Raw genomic sequence first — 22,488 nt, 5'->3', positions numbered from 1 at the left:
TATTTCTAAGGATCGTTTATGTCTGATAACACATCGTTAGAGTCTATCTTCCGCTTAGTACACTCTTTGAAACGTAAAATGAGTGAGCAGATTGAGAGCTTGGATTCTGAGATCGCACCTATGAATATTCGTGTCATGAAGATCATTACTAAGAAATCTCCATGTACGGCTATTGATATCGCGCACTTCCTAAACCGCGATAAAGCACAGGTCACGAGGTTAGTTAATGCGTTGATCAATCAAGAACTTGTGAAGAAGTCTCCAAACCCTGAAGACAAACGTAGCCAGTTGTTGGTGCTGACTAATAAAGGTGAAGATATCATGACTAAGGTTTCGAATATTGATCGCGAGATGCTACAGAGAATGACTAAAGGCATGAACGAAGATGAGCTAGAACAGTTCAGCCAAATAGCGAGCAAAATGGCTCAAAACTTAGAAAACAACCCTAAGTAATAAGCTGTCCTTTCGAATAAGCCACTGCTTACAAAAAGCAAAAACGCCACCTAATCGCAAGATCGGTGGCGTTTGTGTATCAGCTAACTTTTACATCGATGCCCGTTATAAAACTTCGACTAAAATCGTCGTTCTAGTTTGATGCCAATTTCCACCATGCTTGCACGGGCACTGGTTCTGAAATTACTAAACGTTCACCCATGACAGGGCTTACCATCTGTACGTCTCGTTCTTTGCTTATCGCTAAGACTTGTTCCATTGGGTCTTGCCAGTCGTGCATAGAGAGATCAAACGTACTGTTGTGGATCGGCATCATCACCTTACCTTTAAGGTCGATGTGCGCTTGAACGCTCTGCTCTGGGAACATATGAATATCGGCCCAAAGTGAGTTATACGCACCCGTTTCAACCATGGTCAAATCAAACGGCCCGAAGCGCTCGCCAATCTCTTTAAAACCATTGAAGTAACCAGAGTCACCACTAAAGAAGACTTTTTTGTCTGAAGCCTTAATAACCCAGCTACCCCATAGGGTTTGGTCACGATCAAGCAAGCCACGACCAGAGAAGTGTTGGGTTGGAGTTAAAGTAAACTCGATATCGGAGGCTGTTGCCGATTCCCACCAGTTCAATTCAATGATTTTATCTTTATCCACGCCCCACTTTTCAAGTAGTGCACCAACTCTGAGTGGCACCAAGAATGTTCCCACTTTATCGGCTAATACTTTAACGGCACCTTTGTCTAAATGGTCGTAGTGATCATGGCTGATAACCACCACATCAATATCAGGTAGTTCTTGCAGTGAGATAGGGGTCGGGTGGAAGCGCTTTGGCCCCATCCATTGCACTGGAGACGCGCGATCACTGAACACAGGGTCAGTCATCACTAACTTACCATCTAGCTTCATCATCACGCTTGAGTGACCTAAACGATACGCAACGTCTTCTTGCTCTTCAATCAACTGTTCTGCTGTCATAGGAACGAGAGGCAATGCGGTTCGTGGCACTGGCTCATTTCTTTCTACAGTTACATATGCCTTTAAGATTGAAAAAATATCAGACATACCCGACTTGTACTCTAACTCACTGTTAGCAAACTTCTTCGGAAGCTTATCTAGATTGTCATTTGATTGTGAACCTGTGCTTACGATAGCGACCACGGCAAGTACTCCTAAAATCGGTAATAGATATTTTTTCATTGGTATCTCTTCAACTGTTGGGAAAACCCAACCCAAAAACTACACTGGTTAGTTTACATGCAAAAAAACAAAAGTAAACCAGTTAGTGTAATTTCTTATTCGTCAAATTTAGAAGAGAAGCACTCCGTATAACGAGCACTGACCAATGTAGATATCTTAAATCTGTACAAATATCGCACAGCACTCATTTCTAGACTTCATTTATTGACCATAAGGTCAGGTTTCAATTAACATTGCATTTACAAATGGAAATTGAATGTTTTTAGAAGGGAATCTAAATTGCAATTGACTATACGAACCAAAGCGATACTGGCGACGATCGTCGCTGCTCTTGCCATTATTAGCGTGATGGGAGTGTATTCATTTCAATCAAGCCGGGCTATTTTGATTGCTAGAACCTTCGAGCGAGAATTACCAGCTTCACTCGGCGAGGTGAGTAATCAAATAAACCTCAAGTTAGAAACGCCAATTCTTGCATCAAAGATGATGACGCTTTCGCCTTTAATGCAACAAACCAGACTTTCGGAACAAGAGCTTCGAACCTATCTTCAATCTGTTAAAAGTGAGTTCAACGCGATCAGTGCCTATTACGTTTCCAACGAAGCGAGCACTTACTATACCCATAATGGCGTACTGAAAACGATCTCTACCAATGAACAAAGTGACCAATGGTTCTACCGATTCATCGAGTCAAATCAGCCATTTGAGCTCTCTTTGGATATTGACGCAGCCACTGGAATCCCAGCACTGTTTGTTAACTATGTGGTCATTCGTAATGGCGAACGTATTGGTGTGACAGGTATCGGCTTAACGTTGGAAAGTATTACTCAACTGATCAGCAACTATAGCGTCGGAGAAAGCGGCATTGTTTTTCTTGTCGATCAAGAGGGGAGCATCAAGGTTCACCCAGATGAAAATCTGATTGGACGCCCACTAGACTCTATAGGAATTAAGGCTAATCAGTTAATCGGCAGCAAACAAACCGTCGTTCATGAGGCCATCGTCGATGGTCAGCCGCAAATTCTAGGTTCCAAGGCGATGCCAGGTATAGGTTGGACTCTAATTACACAAATTCCCAAGCAGGACGTATTAGGTGAATTAAATGGCTTTAGCCAAACCATTATCTTTATGGCCCTACTCATTGCTGCCATTTACACGCCAATCGCAGCATGGGCAACTAACAAGCTCTTGCTGCCGTTTGTGGAAGTAGCCGAGCGATTACAACAGATAGGGAAAGGCGGTGGTGATCTCACCTTTCGCTTAGATGATTCGCGACATGACGAAATTGGACAAATCGCCAAAGGCTACAATCAATTCGTGCAATATCTGAGTGATTTACTCAAAGATGTCTCAAACACGGGTATTCAAATCTCTGAATCTATCCAAGGTGTCGATCATATGGCGCAGTCGATGGAGCAAGACATCAAACAACAAACCAGCCAAATCGAACAAGTTGCAACAGCCATTCATGAGATGGGTGCCAGCTCAGACGAAATCGCACAAAACGCTAATGGTGCCGCCGACAGTGCACAACATGCAGCGAGTGCAATCAGCATTGGTCAAAAGTCCGTTTCTGTCACTTCAGAAAGCATCGAACATATGAACAAACAGCTCGATGACACAACGGAAATTATCAATCAACTCGCTCAAGATGCGAACTCTATCGATACCGTGTTAGATGTCATCAACAGTGTCTCTGAACAAACCAACCTACTAGCCCTTAATGCAGCGATAGAAGCCGCTCGTGCAGGCGAACAAGGTAGAGGTTTTGCGGTGGTAGCAGACGAAGTGAGAACCCTCGCCTCACGAAGCCAAGCATCAACAGAAGAGATTCGAGGTATTATTGAAAAGCTTCAGCAGCGTACTCAACAAGCCGTGACAGCCATCGAAACCAGTACCACACTTGGCAGTAAGTGTCAGGTCGAAGCCTCCAACTCAGAGCAACAACTCTCGAGCATTTCTCATAGTGTCGATCAGATGAATGCCATGAACATGCAGATCGCCTCAGCAACGGGTCAGCAGTCGAATGTCATCAACGAGATTTCACCGCACATCTCTGGAATTTCTGAAATAGCCAGAGAGAGCGACAGCATGATTGAGAAAACAGCTCAGGAGTGCCAGCACTTGCGGGCTAAGGCAATGCATTTAACGAGTTTGGTTTCTCAATTCAAATGCTAACTTCAATGGAACGCGAAATACGCTGACCACTCCCACTCAAGTTAGTCAGCAGACCATACATTCTTGAAATCTGGCCATCCCCAGTTGGTGATGGCTACGTTTTTAAGAATCCCTTGGAAACGCACGGTTTGTAAGTGATGGAACATCGGGACTAACCAATAATCAGAAATCAATGTCGATGCAATTGGCTCTAACTCAGCCAAGTAATCCGGCAATTCAACCGTTGCTTTGTGCTGATCTAAGCGCTGCTTGAGCCAATCACTGTTCATCTCTCCTAGCGCGGAATGCAATACAGGGTCATTCATCAACCAAGAGAACAGCGAAGATGGCGCATTGTCATCGAGATTCAGGTTACACAGCACCAAGTCTTCTTTTAAATCACCCCGCTGAGAAAGCTGAGCTAATTCTCGAAAACTGTAGGTATTCACCTCAACTTCCATACCGTGTCGTTGAAGGATGTCTGACACCGAAATAGCGCATCGATAGAGGGCATAGTAGTTATAAACCGCAATGCTCAATTTCTTAGGCAACTCAGTCTCTCTAGAAGGTGTTCGATAAAGCTTCTGCCAACTCGGCAATATGTTCTGAGCCAAAGAGACACTGAATAAACCTTGGTTTTGCTCCAGTTGTGTCAAAATAGCCTGTGGGCTTGCAAGTGATGATAGGTACTTACGTTGCTCATCACTTAACGAGTTAACCGCTGAGTTTTGGTTAAATAGAATGAACAAACAACCGTCTTCGATTCGACTGCGGAGCCCGTCTGTTTCAGCAGACACCAACTCAGTGTCGCTCTTTCCTAATTGATGAAAACAGGCCGAATCTTCATACGGTGACACCTGCATTTGGCTGTCATCGAATCGAGCGCTACCAGTCATCGATTCTTCAAACTGCCAAATGGTCACCTCATCGGTTAAAGAGCGACAACCATAAAAGTGTTCGAATGCCGAGAGCTTGATGCGCTCGCTGTTGGTTTCAACCACTCTGAAAGGGCCCGTACCAATCACAGCATGAGAAGCTGAGTTTAGTGGTGAAGGTTCACGGGTTACCTGTGCTGCCGGTTGAATCGAATACTTAACGCCAGCTAACAAACCCGCAAAGCCAGTATCCGCTTGGGTTAACTTAAAACTGATCCTTAATGGCTGCTCACTGTAAATGGAAGAGACATGAGCCAACTCAACTTGATAAAAAGGCAGAGCTTGTAAAGCAGTAAACAAAGCAACTAACTGTTTGGCATCAACAGGCTGCCCATCATGGAACGTCAAACCGGGGCGCAGATAGAAAGTCCAAACCAATTGCTCCGTGTCATATTCCCAATGGTGAGCTAACTCAGGCTTCAGTTTGCCCTTGCCGTTACATGTCACTAAGCAGCTAAACACTTGCCTGATCAAAAATCGCTCACTACTGCGATGTATATGATGCGGAAACAGATCCTCAAACTTGCGTTTATAGGTTAATTGAACATGCAAGAGCCCTTCACGCATGGTCGCGCCGGAGGTTTCTTGCAGTAAAGAGCCAAACACAGCGCGGTCATTATTTAATATCGAGAGTGCTTTTTCGTACTTGCCCTGCTCTATCAACTTACTCGCGACATGCTGAGCCAGTTCTGGATTGCTAAAACGCAGTGTTAAGTTAGAGCGTTGATTCCTGCCAACTTTTGGTTCCCACACAACCCATTCAGCTTGATGCATTTTGCCTAATAGAGTTCGAGCATGCCGCAAGCTTGTAAACAACTTGTCCGCCACTTCCGTTAAGGTCACGGAGTGAGAAATGTTTGGCTCGAACGATTCTAGCCGCGTGTAGTAACGCATCATGTTTAGATCAGACAAATAATGAACCTTTTAAACGTAGCTCTTCCTAATTAAGCCCATTATAAAACACAATCGTAAAAAAGTAGTGCGATATGACCAAAACAGGAACAACCAATAAAAATACCATCTGTTTTTTAGTTCCTCTTAATTAACCATAATGAACGGGTCAGCAACAAACCATAGGTTGTAAATAAAGCCTAACTAGAGAGAGTAATGACCATGAGAAAATACTATCTTAACAAGCTAAAAAGCACCTGCAGTAAGCTCGAAAGAGAAGCACTACGAACACTTTTAGATCTATGTAACTGGCGTTATTAGTACACTTTTTAGCACCGAGTAAACGCGAGTTGAGCACAGCCTAATATGCTCCTACCCCCAATATGAGTTAGGCCTCAACTCGCTTTTCCTTTCAAAATCCCCTCTCAAGCCTTCTGTACCAATGGCTCACACAATCGATTAATTTCCGTTGTCGACTCGACAAATTTAATTCGTTTTCTTAGTTAAACAAAAAGCCTTAAGGTTCGCCCCGAAGCAAGCAAGGAGCCTCAGAAAAAACTGAAAGCTCAGCTAACAACTAAATAATTTTGCAGTTACCAATCAGGTATTAATTAAGGAAACGCCATGCGTATCGCAATTCTTTCTCGTAACGAAAATCTATACTCTACCGCTCGTCTAAAGCAGGCTGGAGAAGCACGTGGTCATCAGGTCGATGTTATCGACACGTTGCACTGTGATATAGATATCGCGAGTAACAATCCGAAGATTCGCTACATGGGTGAAGAGCTACCTCAATACGACGCGGTTATCCCACGTATTGGCGCTTCCATTACCTTTTACGGAACTGCGGTTGTTCGCCAATTCGAAATGATGGGCACTTTTTGTATCAATGAGTCAGTCGCTATCAGTCGTTCTCGCGACAAACTGCGCTCACTACAACTGTTGTCTCGTAAAGGTATTGGCTTACCAAAAACAGGTTTCGCTAGCCGCCCAGACAAGATTCAAGACCTGATCAAAAACGTGGGTGGCGCACCACTTGTGATCAAGCTTCTCGAAGGCACTCAAGGTATCGGCGTTGTACTAGCAGAAACAAACAAAGCAGCAGAAAGCGTTATCGAAGCGTTCATGGGCCTAAAAGCGAACATCTTAGTTCAAGAGTTCATCGAAGAAGCAAATGGCGCAGACATCCGTTGTTTTGTTGTTGGCAACAAAGTAATTGCTGCAATGAAGCGTCAAGCTGGTGAGGGCGAATTCCGCTCTAACCTGCACCGTGGCGGCACTGCTCAACTGGTTAAACTAACCAAAGAAGAGCGCGCGACAGCAATCAATGCAGCGAAAATCATGGGATTAAACCTATGTGGTGTAGATATTCTACAATCTAAGAATGGTCCAGTAGTAATGGAAGTAAACTCTTCTCCAGGCCTAGAAGGCATTGAGAAAGCAACGGGTAAAGATGTAGCAGACATGATTTTCGAATTCATCGAGAAGAATGCAAAACCAAATGCTAACCGTACTCGTGGCAAGGGCTGATTGAATACCGATAACTCATGATTGGAAAGAAAATGAACAATAAAATGATCATAGGGAATACCGAAGCACTTTGCTTACCAGAGTTAGGGATAACTGGACTACATACACGTGTGGATACAGGGGCAAAAACCTCTTCTCTACACGTAGACAATCTACTATGTTTTAAATCAAACGGTGAGAAATTTGTAGAGTTCGACCTTCACCCAGACGTTTATCACCTAGAAGAGACAGTGCGCTGCAAGGCGAAGCTGAAAACAAGTAAGAAAATTAAATCATCTAACGGCGAAGTTGAACACCGTTGCGTGATTGAAACTATGCTAAGAATCGGTGGTCAACAATGGCCTATCGATATCACGCTAAGCAACCGTCAAGACATGACATACATGATGTTGCTTGGTCGCCAAGGCATGAGTGACAAAGTGATTGTTGACCCAGCGGGCGAATTCCTACTGACTCACTAATCTCAGTCATCGTAACCGCTCCACAGGTTATAACTAAAGCTCGTCACAACGATATAAGGCCAGTCTCATGACTGGCCTTATTGTTTTGTATTACCTAGGTTTGCTCACCTAATTCTTATATTTACCATGAGATTGAAAACCAAAACGCCAAATTGAGAGCAGCAGTTTCTTGGTTTTAATTTTTGTTACCCGCCAATGCGTCACAGGCCTTCTTGGTGCACTCATCAGCAAATGGTCAAACGCCTTTTGATTAAGATCCACTTGCCCTCCATGCGCCACCAACAGCGTGTCTATCTGCATGTCATAAATGCGTGACACAGAATCACGATACTTATTAGGGTGGAAGATGGGGAAAGGCGGAATGAGCTTCTTTTTGACCTCGACCATCAAGTCAGCCACATAGGCGACGCTGTGTGATGGAGAATAAACAGAGAGATCTCTGTCGGTGTGCCCCGGTGTTTCCAACACTAACCAATCATCAAAGCCAGGAATGCTATCGCCATCCGATAGTTTGTAATCCGGCTTTAACTTCCTCGAATACCACAGGTTTGCCTTGGGTTTGCCTAAACGATTCGCCATCCATCGTGCCAATGCCAGATCGGTCAGATGCATCAAGATACCGTCGATACCGTGATACCAATGTTTGTCTCGGTTTGCAGCGACCAAATGACAGTTCGTTAGCTTTCTGAGCTTGTGCGCAGCCCCTGCGTGATCGGGGTGCATGTGCGTAACAACCACAGTATGCAGATCAGAAAAATCTCGCATTAGCTCAGTTTCAATAAAAGCCTTCAAATGCGGAATATCGGCTCGGCATGCGCCATCGAGCAACAATAATTTGTCAGGATACTCCACCAAATACATGTCTTGGATGTAACCTTTAATGTTATGCAGCTGCAAACCCACCCCTTGTTAAAAATCAACTGGTCAGACCTATATTATAGCAAACTCAGATTTATTTGTAACAAATTTGTTAACTAGAAAATAACATCAAAGCACCATGCTCTCCGCACTTTTATCGTGACGACAAAATACGTGATTTGTTGACCTGAGTTATTAGTACTATATATGCGCCTCTAATTTATTGTCTGAGTGCTATACATGAACCAACTAATCGATGCTCTTTCTACCCAAGGCTACTTTGTTTGGGATGACTTCTTAACTCATGAAGAAGTGGTGGCATTGAGGGATTGCATTCCAGAGAACTGGAAAAAGGCTAGGATTGGCCGTAACGATGAAGTAACACGAGAATCAAGTATTCGTAGTGACAAGATTCAATGGGTACACCGTGACATGGGTGAGCCTGCATCTCAGTTCCTAGATAAAATGGAGCAGGTTCGTTTAGCGGCAAACCAAGCGTTCTTTTTGGGCTTGTTCGAGTATGAAGCGCACTTTGCTAAATACGAAAAAGGCGACTTTTATCAAAAGCACTTAGACTGTTTTAAAGGCAACGAAAACCGCCGTCTGACTACTGTGTTCTACATGAATGACGAGTGGAGCGAAGAAGACGCAGGTGAACTTGTGGTTTACGACTTACAAGACAATCACATCGCCACCATTCCACCAAAATCAGGTCGTCTGTTTGTGTTCTTATCTGAGCAGTTCCCACACGAAGTTCTGCCAACCAACACTGAACGATTCAGTATCGCAGGTTGGTTCCGTATCAACGGCGTGAAGGACAACCAACTCGATATCGCTCACTAAAGCGAGGCTCGAGTCAAAGCCTAATCTCATCCAAAGCCTCTCCACTCGAGAGGCTTTCCTGTTAGTACTGCTAAGAAAGTACCAAGAGGAAAATATCACTTTTATGAGCCGAATCCTGTGTAGAGACTCTTGCCCAACAATTACTCTGGCGTATTCGGGAAAACTGATATTTAATAAATATTTACGATGCGCATTCAAGAAGGATTAATTATGTCGTCTATCATCGTAGGTCACCGTGGTGTAGCGGGTACTCACCCAGAAAACACCAAAGCAAGTATTGAACAAGCCGCTAAGCTTGGCTTGGAATGGATTGAAGTCGATATTCAGCAAACTCAGGATTATGAGCTTGTGGTTTGCCACGACCACACTCTCGAACGCTGTAGCGATGGTACAGGTCGTGTTGATGAACACACCTTAGCAGAGCTACGTCAGCTTGATTTTGGCAGTTGGAAGTCAGAACAGTTCGAAGGAGAGAGAATACTCACACTTAGCGAGTTATTCGAACTTGTTGAAAAACATAACCTCAGCGTTAACTTAGAGATAAAAGTCGATAGCCGACACCAAGCCCCTCATGTCGTTGATCTTCTACACAGTGAGCTGATCCGCTCAAACATAGACACCGACAGAGTGCTGCTTTCAAGTTTCAGCCATGAGGTTGTCGCAGAAATGGCTCATCACTTACCAAGATACCGCGTTGGTGTGATCACAGAACAGCTCACTCAAGACGATCTTCTGCTTATTGATCAGGTGAAAGCCTTCAGTTGTCATATGAATTACGAAAACGTCAATCAGGATGATCTTGATACGCTTGCCGAAGCAAAGATTCAAACATGGTGCTACACCGTCAATGATCCGTCTACCTTTAAATTCCTATCCACCGTCGATGCGATATTCACTGATTTCCCAGATAGATTTAACGCGAAAAATTGACTGGATAAATACCAAAGTAGTAAACATTTAAGACGGGAAAATTAACCTCGATAAACCTCAAAATTAAGTAGCAAACACAAGTGAGTAGGAGTACATTCCGCTGCTCACTTGGTTTCATTAGCTCGCACTATTTAGGCAGCTTTATTGGTTACTTAATTTATGGATCTCATCTTTAGTCCAACTTTCCCAATTTTGGGTGCAATCTTCATTTTTGCCGCAATCGTTCGTGGCTTCTCAGGCTTCGGTTTCACCTTAGTCGCATTGCCTTTAAGTGCGTTGTTCGTTCCGGTTATTGAGCTTGTCCCTGTGTTCATGCTTATCGACCTACTTGGTAACGTTCAATTACTGCCTAAGGTCAAAAAACATGTCAATTGGCGCTGGGTAGCCAAGGTATTTATCCCTTGCCTTGTGTTCACGCCTGTTGGCCTGCTTTTACTCAAATCAGTTAGCCAAGACACCATTATCTTGATCATCAGCGCCTTTATCTTCGCGTCTGCACTTATGATCTACCGAGGCTTCCAATACAAAAGTGAACCTAGATTTGCTCCCTATCTCCTAGGAAGCCTTGCTGGAATAATGAATGGTGCGGCTTCTATGTCTGGACCACCTATTGGCACCCACGCATTGGCAAGCCCTGTGGCTCCTCATATTGCCAGAGCTGGATTGATTGCGTTCTTTGTATTGGCTGATTCGAGTGCCTTTGTTTCTGCATCCATTGCAGGGCTTGTCGACCGTGATGTGGTATGGCTTACACTGGCACTTTTACCAAGCAGTATGTTTGGTGGCTATGTGGGTTCGAAACTGTTCGAAAGGTTTGGTGGCGAGAAATTTAAGCCTGTCACTATCGGACTGCTAATCGTGATTGCGTTTTTCAGTGCAGGTCGAGTTCTACTGTAACGAACTGTCTAATTTCTGAAGGAATATGGGTACCAGAACCTACCATTCGATGTGGATAGGGGTGCCCATTTTAACCAGTTGAATAAACTCATCCATATCTTGGTTGGTTAATGCGATACAGCCATCTGTCCAATCGAAACTTTGGATAAAACCTGGCGAACGACGCTCACCGTTTTTAATACCATGAATTTTGATGTTACCACCCGGGTCAACATCATTCTCTTCAGCCCACTGTCTATCAGAGGAGCGCGGATAGTTGATGTGTACCGAGCGGTAAAACTCAGAGCGCTCCATGATATAGTCGAGAGTATATTCCCCTTCTGGCGTTCGGTTGTCCCCTTCAAAGCGTTTATGCCCTTTCGGTTCCTTGCCCAAAGCGATACGAAACTCTTGTACCACCTCATCCCCTTTAAGTAAGTACATTCTGCGTTTCGATTTATCGACTTTCACTAAGGTCACGACTTGCAATAGAGGATCGATTTCAGAAAAAGAGTCTGGCGCCATGTAGGGTTCTAATAATGAAGCTTGAGCAGAAACTTTAGGTGAACGTTGCGATGAACCTTGTGCCAGCTGAGCAATTTGAGTGGATTGGTCCTCACTCAGCGCCTCATCTACATCAATCACATGCTTTGATATTGATGTGTCAGTAGAGTTAGGAGAGGAAGTTGAGATGCGTTGTGAATGAGCTGGTGCTGACTCAAAGACAATGGTTTCAATAGCGGTAGCGTCAGACACTATTTTCTCAACAACGACCTTCTCAGCGTGTGCGAGCGGACTCATCAAGAATAAGCATAGCGATAACGGTAAAAACGGATGCACCCTTATATCTCCTCAAAACGCATCGACATGATTCGAGACTGAGTCTCCATACCTAGCGACTCATAAAAACTCTGAGCTTGTTGATTAAACTCCATCACCTCTAATCTCAACTCTATCGCCCCCTGAGCTTGCGCCCACTGGTTGAATGACTTCATCAGTGCTCGACCCACGCCTTTACTCTGAATTTGGTCATTCACCACAATAGTGTTCACTCTTGCCACTTTGTGTGACTGGATAAAGCTTACGCCTTTGTTCTGCGTCACCTTGCCTGCAAGAAAGCCAATCACTTCATCCTGTTCAACAGCAACAAAGAAGGCCCCAGCCGGGTCAATCATTAAGCCTAGCCAGTACTCCTCACTGTCTGCATTGCTCTGTGATGGCGGCGCGAAAACCATAGGCGCACCAAGATGATGTTGACGATTTATCTGATCAGAGAGCGCTAAAATCGCGTTAATATCAGTTACCTTCGCAGTCCGAATTTGCATATCATCACCTTGTTTGAATTCAATAACACCTTAGCAAAAATGCCTTAGATGTGCACCGTTCCACTGGTAGACTCAGCCCTTCGGTAGAAGATTACCTTTAATATTAGGCACTAAGTTTAAGGAAATTGTTCCGCAAATCTCGAACACAACACCTACCTTTGAATGCTACTATCTTCGCAGACCCTAAGTATCGGATACCACTATGATTAAGTTCGCTGTAATTGGAACCAATTGGATTACACAAAAATTCGTTCAAGCTGCACATGAATCGCAATCAATGCAGTTGACTGCGGTTTATTCACGAAACCTAGACAGCGCGGCACAGTTCGCACAAGAGTTCGCTGTTGAAACCACATATGACTCACTCGAAGCGTTAGCCAACGACAATACGGTTGAAGCGGTGTACATCGCCTCCCCTAATTCGCTGCACTGTGAGCAGTCGATTCTGATGATGGAACATGGCAAGCACGTCATCTGTGAGAAGCCTGTTGCATCGAATATCGTTGAAGCAACACACATGTTTGAAGTTGCTGAGAAAAACGGTGTGGTGCTGTTTGAAGCGTATAAATCTCAATTTCTGCCTAACTTTAAACAAGTCCAACTTGGGCTAGAGAAAATCGGCAAGGTGCATAAAGCGCACATCAACTACTGCCAGTATTCATCGCGTTACCAGAAGTACTTAAATGGTGAAAACCCAAACACCTTCAACCCGGCTTTCTCAAATGGCTCATTAGTCGACATCGGCTTCTATTGCGTTGCAGCAACGGTAGCGCTGTTTGGTGAACCTGAAAACGCGCAGGCCTCTGCAAAGTTACTGGAGTCTGGCGTTGATGCGCATGGCTGTGCCATCTTCCAATATCCCGAGTTTGACGTGACCCTTGCACACTCTAAGGTCAGTGACTCTTACGCACCGAGTGAGATCCAAGGTGAGCAAGGTGCGATCATCATTGATCACATCGCTGAATGCACCGACGTTAAGATCCGCTACCGTGATGGCAGCATTGAAAATCTCACTCAAGTGCAAAGCGAAAACTCAATGAGTTACGAAGCGCAAGCCTTTGCTGATTGCATTGGTGGCGATCACACCACACAAACCGATGCAAAACAGCGCGCATTAACCGTTGCCAAGTTAATTACAAAGATGCGTCAACAGGTTGGTGTCATTTATCCTGCAGATAAATAATACAGACCATTAAGCTAACGCTCTGATTTTACTTACATATCAGTTTATGCATAACTAAATTTAATCCTTACGACAAATAACTGGATTAGTTGATCAGAGGGCTATCTGATTAAATCCGCGTTCGATATCTATCGTATTTATTTAATTTATTGAAGGTGTGTAAAGTGTTTTCAGTTGATGATCGCGTTGTAGCAACAAAAGGTGTTGAACTTGGTGAAATGGTAGTAACTGGTCTAAGTGCTGGTGGTTTCTACGTTCACGTTACAACAGTAGAAGGCGCAATGCCGCTTACTTACCCAATGCAAGATCTTAAAAAAGCATAGTCTAACCGCTCTGCTCTTTTAGTAGTCACTCTGCTAAAGGTAACAAAATTGAGGCCTTGGCTGCTTTACTCTTCTGCATTAGAGTGAACAGCCAGGGCCTTTTTTATATCTGCTACTCCCCGCCAAGCTCTCTGCAGGTTTAGTCATTGCAGCAAAGCCGAATCCGACAGACAATAGAATGAATCAAAGCGTAACGACACCAAGCGCTTATTGCCGGTTAATACGCACTCTCTATTGATGTTTAGTGTTTACAGAAGTTTCTGGTACATTAGCATCATCTTATACTTACAATGACCATGAACTGAGGGAAGCTATGAAGCTTTATATTTACGACCACTGCCCTTTCTGTGCACGAGTCGCCTACATCGCTCAATCTCTAGGCTTAAACATCGAACTTGTTTCTGTGGATTATGATGATGCCCAAACCCTTATCGATTTAATCGGTAAAAAGATGGTACCTGTATTACAAAAAGACGATGGTTCTATCATGGCTGAGAGCCTAGATATCATTGCGTACTTCATGGACCTAAAATCAAGCGACGAGCAGCGTGTACCATCAGAACAAGCTACTCTTTTCCAAAGCCGTGCTTTCCCTCTTACTCAACAGATTGGACGCCCACGTTGGTGGAACCTCGACTTGGCAGAATATCGCTCAACAGGGGCAAAAGAAGCTTGGCGCGTAAGTAAAGAGACCGAAGGATTTAACTTTGAAGAGCTGTTAGAAAAGACGCCTCAGTTCGTTCAATTGATTAACCCATTACTAAAAGATGCCGAACTCTTGCTGGAGCTAGAGAATGGTGAGTCATCACTGCCTCTAATCGATCAAGCGGTGTATTTCTCTATGCTTCGTGGCTTCTGCGTTGAGCCAAGCATCACATGGCCACCAGCGCTAGAGCGTTGGTTAGAGAAGCAAAGCGAAACGCTGAAGCTGTCTCTGCTTCGCTAGCGCGATAGCAACGAGCACAAACAAAAAATCGAAGCTCTCAGGTATCTATCCAGTTAGCTTCGATTTTCTTTTAGCGGCCCATTATTTCTATCTGACCAAGCCTTTTGTTATCCCAATCTCTTGTTACTACAGCAGGCGCCTTCTCAAGCCAGTTCGCTCTAGGATACGTGTAGAAATTTCTTCTACTGATAACGATGAGGTATTGATGTACGGCACAGCTTCTCTACGGAACATCGCCTCCACAGTTTGTAGCTCATACAAACACTGTGAGTCACTCGCGTACTCACTGCCCGCTAAACGGTTCTCACGGATTTCAGTCAGCCTTTCTGCATCAATGGTTAAACCAAACAACTTATGTCGGTATATCTCAAACTCAGGCAGCAGCTTTAGTCGCGCTAAATCATCGTGGATAAAAGGATAGTTCGCTACACGTAGACCAAACTGCATCGCCATGTACAAGCTGGTCGGGGTTTTACCACTTCGAGACACACCCAGTAAGATGATGTCGGCTTCTTCTAAACCTTTAAGCGTAATGCCATCATCGTGTGCAAGCGTGTACTCAATCGCGGCAATACGGTCGAAATACTTCACCGAGTCTTTGTTTACACTGCGTGAGCGTTGCAGCTTAGGTGTCGGCGCCATATGGATGTCATCTTGTACCCTCTGAACAATACTTTCCAACACGTCATAGCAATGAGCTGGCGCTTCAAGCAACCTCGCTTTGATTTCAGGAATCACAATCGAAAAGAACACTAAAGGTTGCTGACCACTCTCACGATACGAAGTGTCGATCTCTTTCAATAAATCAGAAAGTTTGTCCTCACTTTCAACAAACGGAAAGGTTTTCTCATTGGCTTTGAAGGGAAATTGACCTAGAACAACATGCCCTAAAGTCTCACATGTTATGGCAGTTCCATCAGAAACATAGAATACATCACGACTTTGAATATCAATTTGCATTTTTTATTTAATGTTTAAAATTATTTTGAGTAGGATGGTAACCATAATATATATAACAAAACCCTGCTGACTATTACGTCCCCCACAGCTTTTAAAAATAATTTACATTTTTTTAAACTGACACGTAATCGTTTGCCTTTAAATCCCTACAATGCTTGCTATGTTTCTGGAGAAATAAATGCAAAATAATACCCTATGGTTCAATGGCCTATCCATGGAAGATGTCGACAAAGTCGGCGGTAAGAACGCCTCACTGGGCGAGATGGTTTCTAACCTATCCAATGCTGGTGTTTCTGTACCAAATGGTTTTGCAACCACCTCTCATGCGTTTAACGACTTTCTTGACTACAAAGGTCTTGATGAGCGCATTCACCAATTACTTGACGAACTTGATGTTGAAGACGTTGAAGCTCTGCGTAAGACAGGTGCAACTATTCGACAATGGGTTCTAGATGCCCCTTTCCCAGAATCACTAGAGCAAGATATCCGTGATAACTACCGTGAGCTAATCGAAGACAACGAAGAATTGTCTGTAGCTGTACGTTCATCTGCAACTGCAGAAGACCTTCCTGATGCTTCTTTCGCAGGCCAACAAGAGACCTTCCTTAACGTGAAAGGTATCGACGCGGTACTAGAGGCGACTAAGCACGTTTACGCGTCACTGTTTAACGACCGTGCTATCTCTTACCGTGTACACCAAGGCTTTGATCACCGCGGCATTTCATTATCTGCGGGTATTCAACGCATGGTTCGTTCAGACAAAGCCTCTTCAGGAGTGATGTTTACCCTTGATACAGAGTCAGGCTTCGACCAAGTCGTATTCATCACCTCTTCTTGGGGCCTAGGTGAAATGGTTGTTCAAGGTGCTGTGAACCCAGATGAGTTCTACGTACACAAGCCAATGTTAGAAGCAGGCCACCAGCCGATCGTGAAAAAGACCTTTGGTTCTAAGTTGATCAAGATGATCTACTCAACCAACCAAGAGATCGGTAAGCAAGTCGACATCATTGATACTGATGAGCAAGAGCGTAACCAGTTCTCACTGAACGACGAAGAGATCAAAGAGCTAGCAAAACAAGCGATGATCATCGAGAAGCACTACCAACGTCCGATGGACATTGAGTGGGCGAAAGATGGCATCGATGGCAAACTTTACATCGTTCAAGCTCGCCCAGAGACAGTATGTTCTCAAAGCGACCAAAACGTTATCGAGCGTTATGAACTGAACAACAAAGCAGATGTACTAGTTGAAGGCCGTGCTATCGGTCAACGCATCGGCTCTGGTCCAGTTCGTTTGGTTGACTCTCTAGACCAAATGTCACTGGTTCAAGAAGGCGACGTGTTAGTAACAGATATGACAGACCCAGATTGGGAACCTGTTATGAAGAAGGCCTCTGCGATTGTTACCAACCGTGGCGGTCGTACTTGTCACGCTGCAATCATCGCTCGTGAGCTAGGTATTCCAGCAATCGTTGGGTGTGGTAGCGCAACAAGCAACCTTGAAGATGGTGCGACCGTGACAGTGTCGTGTTCTGAAGGTGAAACCGGTTATGTCTACCAAGGCGAGCTAGAGTTCGAAATCAAACGTTCTGAGGTTGATGAACTACCATTGCTACCAACTAAAGTGATGATGAACGTGGGTAACCCAGATCGTGCTTTCGATTTCGCGCAGATTCCAAACGAAGGTGTGGGTCTTGCTCGTCTCGAGTTCATCATCAACAAGATGATTGGTATTCACCCTAAAGCACTGCTTAACTTTGACGCTCAGTCTGATGACCTTAAAGCTGAAATCACACAGCGTATTCGTGGTTACAAAGATCCTATCGATTTCTACGTAGGCAAACTAACAGAAGGCATCGCGACCATCGCTTCTGCATTCTGGCCTAAGCGTGTAATCGTACGTATGTCTGACTTCAAGTCTAACGAGTACAGCAACCTAGTTGGTGGTAAAGAGTTTGAACCACATGAAGAGAACCCAATGCTGGGCTTCCGTGGTGCATCTCGTTACATCTCGCCAGTATTCGAAGACTGTTTCGAGCTAGAGACGCAAGCGATCAAACGTGTTCGCAACGAAATGGGTCTTAAGAACGTTGAAATCATGATTCCATTCGTTCGTACGCCAAGTGAAGCAGCTTCGGTTATCGACATTCTGGCTAAATTCGACCTTCGCCGTGGCGACCAAGGTCTGAAAGTGATCATGATGTGTGAGCTGCCGTCGAATGCGATTTTGGCTGAAGAGTTCTTGAAGTACTTCGATGGATTCTCTATCGGCTCGAACGATATGACTCAGCTAACGCTTGGTCTAGACCGTGACTCTGGTGATGTTGCACACCTATTCGATGAGCGTAACCCAGCTGTGAAAGCGATGCTGAAAATGGCAATCGATGCAGCAACTAAAGCCGGTAAGTACGTAGGTATTTGTGGTCAAGGCCCATCTGACCATGATGACCTAGCAGAGTGGTTAATGGAACAAGGCATCAGCTCTGTATCCCTAAACCCAGATACGGTTATCGATACGTGGTTAAAGCTAGGCAACGTTGCTAGCAAGTAATCTTCACTAATCGAAATGCTAATAAAGCCAGTCATTACGACTGGCTTTTTTTAACTACTCTAACAAGGCTCTGGTATTGTCACCTTGCTCGTAGATATAGAGGCTGACACGCGACAGTATGGTTATTTCTTCCATACTCACTTGGAGTGAGTTTTGCCCTCTTCCAAGGTTCGCCCTCAAGCGATCCACAAGCTCCTGCACGGCGATCAAATCATCTCTCGCTTTCGGTACTCGCGTCTTCATGAAATTAAACCATTTCTCACTCATATTACGGTTTATTTTGGCGAGCACTTCGCTATTAGTAAAAGTAAATGCCTTATCTAGATTACCGCCATCACGAAGAATATCGTAAATGATATGACCATTTTTCTTCGCGACCATCATGTTCCGAGTATTAAGCTGCAGTTCACCAATGTGTCCGATGGCCATTTTTAAGAAGAACTTAATATCTTCGTAGCCGGCATCGGTTGCACCGCAGTTAAATTTAGCGTTGTCACCTTAGCTCGTACCGTAGCGATCTTTCATTGCAGATTGGTGATCCTTCAGTTCAACAAATTCTTTGGTAAGAATGATCATCGCCTTTGCTACGATCATATCGTCCATATTCTCAAACACGATCGTCATGCGTGCCGCATCTTTAAGATCACCGATGTCGTAATGACGTTTACGATTAGTGATCTTATCTAACGCACCGTGGAAGTCTTTTACACCTAAATAAGCGCCGGGAGGTTGCTTGAGCGTGCCATTACATACTGAAGCCACTTTCACTGAGAACTCTCTGAGGGCCTCTTGCGCTTCAACGGTTTCCGTAAACATCATGAAGAGTTGTTTCTTCTTGAGCGTTGCGTTGGCAACTTGAGTTCGAGAGCCAAAATCGAGGTTCCCATTTACTAGCTTCTGGCTTGATGTTTCATCCAGATAGTTATGGATCTTCTCTTTCTGCGTCATGATGTCGAGAATCACCTGGTCTTGCTTTTTATTCGCTTCATTCAGGTAATCGAAGTTTCCACCTTCTGCTTCAATGCTTGTAGCTTCTGTTGGTAGTCTTTGACGTTAACCAATCGAAAGCCCTGAGACATAATGCCTTGCTGATTTATCTTGGCGAGCACCTTAGCCTTATTCTTCCTAACTTGCTCTTGGCTAATCTGAATTTCTTCTGTGGTCGGCATATCTTAGTTCCCTCTCCAATATGCAGTTCATTTTGTACTGTCGGGTTCGCACTCCTTTTTCCTTTAACGATATTAGTTTATGGATTTGATAATTACATTAGCCAGAAAGGGTAACACTATAAAATAAATAAGGTTTGAGAGGTTGTTCTATAAAGTCACAGAACAAAATGCGCCAATCCTATCAACCTCAGGGTTAAGGAATATAACGAGATCCGGCAACAATGATTGGTATCGTGCTGACCTTACGTTATCCTTTACACAATTCTTCACAGCTCTGCGCTACCGCTGTGAGTCTATCTTCAAGACCAAAAAGAGTAATATGAATTCTACTACCGCAACTCCCTCGCCTTCGCTTGGCCGACAACTCTATACCATGACGTGGCCAATGCTGTTTGGGGTGCTTTCTCTCATGAGCTTCCAACTTGTAGACAGTGCCTTCATTGGTCAGCTAGGTGTACTACCGCTCGCTGTTCAAGGTTTCACGCTACCTATTCAGATGATCATCATTGGAATTCAAGTCGGATTGGGCATCGCGACTACAGCAGTCATTGCGCGTGCAATTGGTGCTAACGAAATGCGCTATGCTAAGCAGTTAGGTGGGCTTGTGATCGCAATGGGAAGTGTGAGTGTCGCACTTTTTTCGGTCATCATTTACCTGCTTCGCGGCCCCATTTTAGAACTGCTCGACGCACCAGCAAGCGTATTACCGATCATTGATTCTTACTGGATCTATTGGTTAATCAGCTCTTGGACAGGTGCACTACTCTACTTTTACTACAGTGTGTGTCGTGCCAACGGTAATACTATGCTGCCCGGCTCGATGATGATCGCGACCAGCATCATTAACTTGATATTGGACCCAATCTTCATCTTTACGCTCGACATGGGTATCAATGGTGCAGCTATTGCGACGATTTTGGCGTTCGGTACGGGCATCTTTATCGTGGCGCCCAAAGTAACCAAGAAACATTGGATGACGTTCGATTGGCACGATCTTGATATCGGCAAGAGTGTTCGCTCGATTAGCAACATCATGGGTCCTGCAATGGTGAGCCAATTGCTGCCACCAGTTTCTGCAATGTTGGCGACTAAACTACTGGCAGGCTACGGTACGGCTGCCGTTGCGGCTTGGGCACTTGGCTCTCGTTTTGAGTTTTTCTCGATTGTTGCGGTGCTCGCATTAACGATGTCTATGCCGCCAATGGTTGGTCGTATGTTGGGAGAAAAGAACCTCATTGATATTCGCAGCTTGATTAAGATCGCAGCAACCTTTGTACTTGGTTTTCAAGTCGTTATTGCGCTTGTTACGTGGGTATTCTCAAGCGGATTAGCAGGATTGATGACCAGCGATAGTGAAGTAACCACAATCCTAAACTATCACCTCATGATTGTCCCAATCAGCCTTGGTCCTCTGGGTATTTGCATGCTGATGGTGTCGGTTTCGAACGCCCTAGGTAAGTCTTACACCGCATTAACGATTTCAGCATTGCGTCTGTTCGCTTTCTTCTTGCCCTGTTTATGGATTGGCTCTAAGCTTGTTGGAATTGAAGGCCTATTCTGGGGTGCTATGATAGGTAACGTGTTCGCCGGAACCTGCGCATGGTTCATGTACCAACGCGCTTTAGGCCAAGTTGAAGCTAAACTTGCCAGCTAACTCGCGAGTGAACTTTTAGTTATTAAAAACAAAAAAAGCAGCTACTTAGGCTGCTTTTTCTTACCTTTTGTCTCGTCCTGAAATGTGTTTACATATTGAGGACGAGACAGCAAGTAATTAGAAGCCAGTTGGTATCTACCAACTGACTTTATTTGTTATTAGCAAGATACTTCTTTTCAACGTCTATCAGCCACGTGAGGGTTGTGAGTAAGTGAAGAAAACGGTAACTGTAACTCCTATATTAGAAAGCAGACGCCCCTACTAGCAGAGCGTAGATACTCTGAATCACGTCATCTCACGGCCGTGTCTTCTCCCCCCTTCCATCGACCGCTTAGGTTGCTTGGTAGGACTTACGCGCACGTACAAATACGTTTAAAACGTGTTAGGCAGCTTTGTGGAAAGCATATAAAAAGCTCGATTCTAAACACGCCTTAACGTCTCATATGTATCAAGGTAACTATCCGCGATCATATGGCACTCTATATACCACGCGCCTCTACAGTACAGAAAACCAGCCATAGAATCTTTAAACGCTATGATGCCGGTACAACTTATTTCATCGCCTCCTGCGCATCATGTAGATGTAATCAACATACGTCGTCAATGGGCCCACAACGCGACTAACAAGCTAATAAAGCAGCTAGACTGAACCATCTACACTGCAGACCGTACGCCAATAGAGCGTTGAATAATATAAATTTAGACAAAAAAAAGCCCGCTGATTTCTCAGCGGGCTTTCTAATGGTGGTGGAGGGATAGGGATTTGAACCCTAGAACCGCTATTAACGGTTGCCGGTTTTCAAGACCGGTGCTTTCGACCACTCAGCCATCCCTCCAACAAATTGTCACTAAAATCAGTCTTACTTGTGTGCTGTTTCTAGTTTTGCTTTCAGTTTTTTAAAACTGAAAACGTAAAGTAAGCCTGGCGATGTCCTACTCTCACATGGGGAAGCCCCACACTACCATCGGCGCTATCGTGTTTCACTTCTGAGTTCGGCATGGAATCAGGTGGGTCCACAATGCTATGGTCGCCAAGCAAAATTTTAAAATTCGGAAAGCTGTTTCTGTTCTCTTCAAACTCATTCAAGCGTTTGTATCTTTAAGTCCATAAAAACCCCTTGGGTGTTGTATGGTTAAGCCTCACGGGCAATTAGTACAGGTTAGCTCAACGCCTCACAGCGCTTACACACCCTGCCTATCAACGTTCTAGTCTTGAACAACCCTTTAGGACACTTAAAGTGTCAGGGA

General features: G+C 44.4%; 21 protein-coding genes, 1 tRNA gene and 2 rRNA genes. 12 read left to right on the top strand and 12 right to left on the bottom strand.

Annotation, left to right across the window (positions count from 1 at the left end; translation table 11 throughout):
• The first annotated feature begins 18 nt into the window (after positions 1–18).
• Complete coding sequence (locus BTO10_RS00105) at positions 19–453, top strand: MarR family winged helix-turn-helix transcriptional regulator (protein ID WP_004740044.1); 435 nt, start codon at positions 19–21, stop codon at positions 451–453.
• Between the two features lie 133 nt (positions 454–586).
• Here BTO10_RS00105 and BTO10_RS00100 read toward each other — a convergent pair whose 3' ends face one another.
• Entirely contained in the window at positions 587–1,648 is a 1,062-nt protein-coding gene (locus tag BTO10_RS00100) for an MBL fold metallo-hydrolase (RefSeq protein WP_105023117.1), read from the bottom strand.
• A 279-nt stretch (positions 1,649–1,927) separates the two neighbouring features.
• Between BTO10_RS00100 and BTO10_RS00095 the strand changes: the two genes are divergently transcribed.
• A complete protein-coding gene (locus tag BTO10_RS00095; protein ID WP_258096925.1) occupies positions 1,928–3,826 on the top strand; it encodes a methyl-accepting chemotaxis protein in 1,899 nt (632 codons plus the stop codon).
• 41 nt (positions 3,827–3,867) lie between these two features.
• On the opposite strand, the gene BTO10_RS00090 is transcribed toward BTO10_RS00095, so the two are convergent.
• Positions 3,868–5,652, bottom strand: coding sequence for an SgrR family transcriptional regulator (locus BTO10_RS00090; protein ID WP_105023116.1), 1,785 nt, complete (start codon positions 5,650–5,652; stop codon positions 3,868–3,870).
• Between the two features lie 603 nt (positions 5,653–6,255).
• On the opposite strand from BTO10_RS00090, the gene rimK reads away from it, so the two are divergent.
• Together rimK and BTO10_RS00080 are read left to right on the top strand one after the other, a co-directional pair.
• Positions 6,256–7,161: a 30S ribosomal protein S6--L-glutamate ligase gene (gene rimK, locus BTO10_RS00085; protein WP_004740040.1), complete on the top strand. Its 906-nt coding sequence runs from the start codon at positions 6,256–6,258 to the stop codon at positions 7,159–7,161.
• A gap of 32 nt (positions 7,162–7,193) precedes the next feature.
• Positions 7,194–7,622, top strand: a complete 429-nt coding sequence (locus tag BTO10_RS00080; protein ID WP_105023115.1) for an ATP-dependent zinc protease family protein — start codon at positions 7,194–7,196, stop codon at positions 7,620–7,622.
• 108 nt (positions 7,623–7,730) lie between these two features.
• On the opposite strand, the gene BTO10_RS00075 is transcribed toward BTO10_RS00080, so the two are convergent.
• Positions 7,731–8,519 carry an MBL fold metallo-hydrolase gene (locus BTO10_RS00075; RefSeq protein ID WP_105023114.1) on the bottom strand — a complete coding sequence of 263 codons (789 nt, stop codon included), beginning with the start codon at positions 8,517–8,519 and terminating at the stop codon, positions 7,731–7,733.
• 201 nt (positions 8,520–8,720) lie between these two features.
• On the opposite strand from BTO10_RS00075, the gene BTO10_RS00070 reads away from it, so the two are divergent.
• The 3 genes from BTO10_RS00070 (at position 8,721) to BTO10_RS00060 (ending at position 11,150) form a co-directional block, all read left to right on the top strand.
• Positions 8,721–9,323: a 2OG-Fe(II) oxygenase gene (locus BTO10_RS00070; RefSeq protein ID WP_063523878.1), complete on the top strand. Its 603-nt coding sequence runs from the start codon at positions 8,721–8,723 to the stop codon at positions 9,321–9,323.
• 210 nt (positions 9,324–9,533) lie between these two features.
• A complete protein-coding gene (locus BTO10_RS00065) occupies positions 9,534–10,253 on the top strand; it encodes a glycerophosphodiester phosphodiesterase family protein (RefSeq protein ID WP_105023113.1) in 720 nt (239 codons plus the stop codon).
• Positions 10,254–10,412: 159 nt separating this feature from the next.
• Complete coding sequence (locus BTO10_RS00060; protein ID WP_004740035.1) at positions 10,413–11,150, top strand: sulfite exporter TauE/SafE family protein; 738 nt, start codon at positions 10,413–10,415, stop codon at positions 11,148–11,150.
• 39 nt (positions 11,151–11,189) lie between these two features.
• Here BTO10_RS00060 and BTO10_RS00055 read toward each other — a convergent pair whose 3' ends face one another.
• Positions 11,190–11,930: a L,D-transpeptidase family protein gene (locus BTO10_RS00055; RefSeq protein WP_258097040.1), complete on the bottom strand. Its 741-nt coding sequence runs from the start codon at positions 11,928–11,930 to the stop codon at positions 11,190–11,192.
• A gap of 41 nt (positions 11,931–11,971) precedes the next feature.
• On the bottom strand, positions 11,972–12,454 hold the full coding sequence (locus BTO10_RS00050) for a GNAT family N-acetyltransferase (RefSeq protein WP_105023111.1): 483 nt from the start codon (positions 12,452–12,454) through the stop codon (positions 11,972–11,974).
• A 202-nt stretch (positions 12,455–12,656) separates the two neighbouring features.
• On the opposite strand from BTO10_RS00050, the gene BTO10_RS00045 reads away from it, so the two are divergent.
• The 3 genes from BTO10_RS00045 (at position 12,657) to grxB (ending at position 14,906) form a co-directional block, all read left to right on the top strand.
• The gene (locus tag BTO10_RS00045) at positions 12,657–13,637 is read left to right on the top strand and encodes a Gfo/Idh/MocA family protein (protein ID WP_105023110.1); all 981 of its coding nucleotides are present in this window, start codon (positions 12,657–12,659) and stop codon (positions 13,635–13,637) included.
• A 164-nt stretch (positions 13,638–13,801) separates the two neighbouring features.
• The gene (locus BTO10_RS23370) at positions 13,802–13,960 is read left to right on the top strand and encodes a hypothetical protein (protein WP_004740031.1); all 159 of its coding nucleotides are present in this window, start codon (positions 13,802–13,804) and stop codon (positions 13,958–13,960) included.
• Between the two features lie 313 nt (positions 13,961–14,273).
• Positions 14,274–14,906 carry a glutaredoxin 2 gene (grxB, locus tag BTO10_RS00040; RefSeq protein ID WP_105024213.1) on the top strand — a complete coding sequence of 211 codons (633 nt, stop codon included), beginning with the start codon at positions 14,274–14,276 and terminating at the stop codon, positions 14,904–14,906.
• 126 nt (positions 14,907–15,032) lie between these two features.
• On the opposite strand, the gene ppsR is transcribed toward grxB, so the two are convergent.
• A complete protein-coding gene (ppsR, locus tag BTO10_RS00035) occupies positions 15,033–15,866 on the bottom strand; it encodes a posphoenolpyruvate synthetase regulatory kinase/phosphorylase PpsR (protein WP_004740029.1) in 834 nt (277 codons plus the stop codon).
• A 178-nt stretch (positions 15,867–16,044) separates the two neighbouring features.
• On the opposite strand from ppsR, the gene ppsA reads away from it, so the two are divergent.
• A complete protein-coding gene (gene ppsA, locus BTO10_RS00030; RefSeq protein ID WP_105023109.1) occupies positions 16,045–18,417 on the top strand; it encodes a phosphoenolpyruvate synthase in 2,373 nt (790 codons plus the stop codon).
• 54 nt (positions 18,418–18,471) lie between these two features.
• Here the strand turns inward: ppsA and BTO10_RS23615 are convergent, their stop codons facing one another.
• The 3 genes from BTO10_RS23615 to BTO10_RS23605 all read right to left on the bottom strand — a co-directional run bounded on the left by BTO10_RS23615 (position 18,472) and on the right by BTO10_RS23605 (position 19,586).
• On the bottom strand, positions 18,472–18,846 hold the full coding sequence (locus tag BTO10_RS23615) for a hypothetical protein (RefSeq protein ID WP_258096923.1): 375 nt from the start codon (positions 18,844–18,846) through the stop codon (positions 18,472–18,474).
• 69 nt (positions 18,847–18,915) lie between these two features.
• On the bottom strand, positions 18,916–19,365 hold the full coding sequence (locus BTO10_RS23610) for a hypothetical protein (RefSeq protein WP_258096922.1): 450 nt from the start codon (positions 19,363–19,365) through the stop codon (positions 18,916–18,918).
• A 41-nt stretch (positions 19,366–19,406) separates the two neighbouring features.
• Positions 19,407–19,586, bottom strand: a complete 180-nt coding sequence (locus tag BTO10_RS23605) for a hypothetical protein (RefSeq protein ID WP_258096921.1) — start codon at positions 19,584–19,586, stop codon at positions 19,407–19,409.
• Positions 19,587–19,905: 319 nt separating this feature from the next.
• Between BTO10_RS23605 and BTO10_RS00020 the strand changes: the two genes are divergently transcribed.
• Positions 19,906–21,240 (top strand): MATE family efflux transporter, encoded by a 1,335-nt coding sequence (locus BTO10_RS00020; protein WP_105023108.1) that lies wholly within the window; start codon positions 19,906–19,908, stop codon positions 21,238–21,240.
• Between the two features lie 745 nt (positions 21,241–21,985).
• On the opposite strand, the gene BTO10_RS00015 is transcribed toward BTO10_RS00020, so the two are convergent.
• The 3 genes from BTO10_RS00015 to BTO10_RS00005 form a co-directional block, all read right to left on the bottom strand.
• Positions 21,986–22,076 (bottom strand) — tRNA-Ser (locus tag BTO10_RS00015).
• 84 nt (positions 22,077–22,160) lie between these two features.
• Positions 22,161–22,276 (bottom strand): 5S ribosomal RNA (rrf, locus tag BTO10_RS00010).
• Between the two features lie 93 nt (positions 22,277–22,369).
• Positions 22,370–22,488 (bottom strand): 23S ribosomal RNA (locus tag BTO10_RS00005); the annotation flags it as partial.

The sequence above is a fragment of the Vibrio chagasii genome (assembly GCF_002954585.1).
Lineage (GTDB): Bacteria > Pseudomonadota > Gammaproteobacteria > Enterobacterales > Vibrionaceae > Vibrio > Vibrio chagasii_A.
The sequence above is the reverse complement of the archived record's forward strand: the minus strand, read 5'-3'. Positions and strand labels throughout refer to the sequence as shown.

What these genes read in the sequence shown, in the direction of transcription:
- BTO10_RS00105 (WP_004740044.1), top strand. Translation starts at nt 19, where the DNA reads ATGTCTGATAACACATCGTTAGAGTCTATCTTCCGCTTAGTACACTCT.
- BTO10_RS00100 (WP_105023117.1), bottom strand. Translation starts at nt 1,648, where the DNA reads ATGAAAAAATATCTATTACCGATTTTAGGAGTACTTGCCGTGGTCGCT.
- rimK (WP_004740040.1), top strand. Translation starts at nt 6,256, where the DNA reads ATGCGTATCGCAATTCTTTCTCGTAACGAAAATCTATACTCTACCGCT.
- BTO10_RS00080 (WP_105023115.1), top strand. Translation starts at nt 7,194, where the DNA reads ATGAACAATAAAATGATCATAGGGAATACCGAAGCACTTTGCTTACCA.
- BTO10_RS00070 (WP_063523878.1), top strand. Translation starts at nt 8,721, where the DNA reads ATGAACCAACTAATCGATGCTCTTTCTACCCAAGGCTACTTTGTTTGG.
- BTO10_RS00065 (WP_105023113.1), top strand. Translation starts at nt 9,534, where the DNA reads ATGTCGTCTATCATCGTAGGTCACCGTGGTGTAGCGGGTACTCACCCA.
- BTO10_RS00060 (WP_004740035.1), top strand. Translation starts at nt 10,413, where the DNA reads ATGGATCTCATCTTTAGTCCAACTTTCCCAATTTTGGGTGCAATCTTC.
- BTO10_RS00055 (WP_258097040.1), bottom strand. Translation starts at nt 11,930, where the DNA reads ATGAGTCCGCTCGCACACGCTGAGAAGGTCGTTGTTGAGAAAATAGTG.
- BTO10_RS00050 (WP_105023111.1), bottom strand. Translation starts at nt 12,454, where the DNA reads ATGCAAATTCGGACTGCGAAGGTAACTGATATTAACGCGATTTTAGCG.
- BTO10_RS00045 (WP_105023110.1), top strand. Translation starts at nt 12,657, where the DNA reads ATGATTAAGTTCGCTGTAATTGGAACCAATTGGATTACACAAAAATTC.
- grxB (WP_105024213.1), top strand. Translation starts at nt 14,274, where the DNA reads ATGAAGCTTTATATTTACGACCACTGCCCTTTCTGTGCACGAGTCGCC.
- ppsR (WP_004740029.1), bottom strand. Translation starts at nt 15,866, where the DNA reads ATGCAAATTGATATTCAAAGTCGTGATGTATTCTATGTTTCTGATGGA.
- ppsA (WP_105023109.1), top strand. Translation starts at nt 16,045, where the DNA reads ATGCAAAATAATACCCTATGGTTCAATGGCCTATCCATGGAAGATGTC.
- BTO10_RS23615 (WP_258096923.1), bottom strand. Translation starts at nt 18,846, where the DNA reads ATGGCCATCGGACACATTGGTGAACTGCAGCTTAATACTCGGAACATG.
- BTO10_RS23610 (WP_258096922.1), bottom strand. Translation starts at nt 19,365, where the DNA reads ATGACGCAGAAAGAGAAGATCCATAACTATCTGGATGAAACATCAAGC.
- BTO10_RS23605 (WP_258096921.1), bottom strand. Translation starts at nt 19,586, where the DNA reads ATGCCGACCACAGAAGAAATTCAGATTAGCCAAGAGCAAGTTAGGAAG.
- BTO10_RS00020 (WP_105023108.1), top strand. Translation starts at nt 19,906, where the DNA reads ATGAATTCTACTACCGCAACTCCCTCGCCTTCGCTTGGCCGACAACTC.